This is a genomic window from Mesorhizobium sp. M7A.F.Ca.ET.027.02.1.1, from assembly GCF_004022985.1.
In the GTDB taxonomy this organism is placed as follows: Bacteria; Pseudomonadota; Alphaproteobacteria; order Rhizobiales; family Rhizobiaceae; genus Mesorhizobium.
Genome location: NZ_RZOL01000889.1, coordinates 1 through 642, shown reverse-complemented (window position 1 = coordinate 642; position 642 = coordinate 1). Strand labels below are relative to the sequence as shown.

Here is a 642-nt window from a genome sequence, read left to right as displayed (position 1 = left end):
GCCTTGGCGAGTTGGTGCAGATCGATGGCTCGCACCATTGGTGGTTCGAGAACCGCGGTCCCAAATGCGCCCTGCTCGTCTACATCGATGATGCCACCGGCAAGCTGTTGCATCTGCGCTTCGCCGGTTCCGAGAACACGTTCGACTACGCGTCAAGGCCAGCTACTTGCATGCCCAATTCTTGCGCCTCAAGGCACGGCGTGGGGCCAAGAAGGCGATCCTGGCCGTTGCCGCTTCGATGCTCACCGCCGCCTACTTCATGCTCCGCGACGGCGTGCCTTATCGCGATCTTGGTCCGCGCCACTTCGATCAGCGCCAGCGTGACAACACCATCCGACGCCTCATCCGCAGACTCCATGACCTCGGATGTGAGACTACCCATTTCGTTCTTCCAACCGCGCAACAGGAGACCTCCTCAGCTTCTTAGAGTCCGTTTTGAAATTCACGGATGAGCGTTTCGGCGGATGAGATTGCCGCCCATTGCGACAAGGATCATGGCTTGCGAGACGTCGATGCGCTGCTCGTAGTCGCGCACGAGGCGGCGCCATCTTGTCATCCAGCCGAAGGTCCGTTCGACGACCCAGCGGCGGGGCAGGATCTGGAAGCCCTTCTGGTCGTCGGATCGACGGATGATCTCGACCA

1 protein-coding gene and 2 pseudogenes are annotated in these 642 nt (G+C 60.4%); 2 read left to right on the top strand and 1 reads right to left on the bottom strand.

Annotated elements, in window-relative coordinates:
• Nucleotides 1-149 (top strand): annotated as a pseudogene (locus EN749_RS36845) (ISNCY family transposase); the annotation flags it as partial.
• A pseudogene (locus EN749_RS39335) lies at nt 146-427 on the top strand (hypothetical protein); the annotation flags it as partial. The pseudogenes EN749_RS36845 and EN749_RS39335, both read left to right, overlap by 4 nt.
• 15 nt (nt 428-442) lie before the next feature.
• On the opposite strand, the gene EN749_RS36835 reads toward EN749_RS39335, so the two are convergent.
• The coding region (locus EN749_RS36835; protein ID WP_145991224.1) for a transposase at nt 443-642 on the bottom strand (200 nt) is incomplete at its 5' end.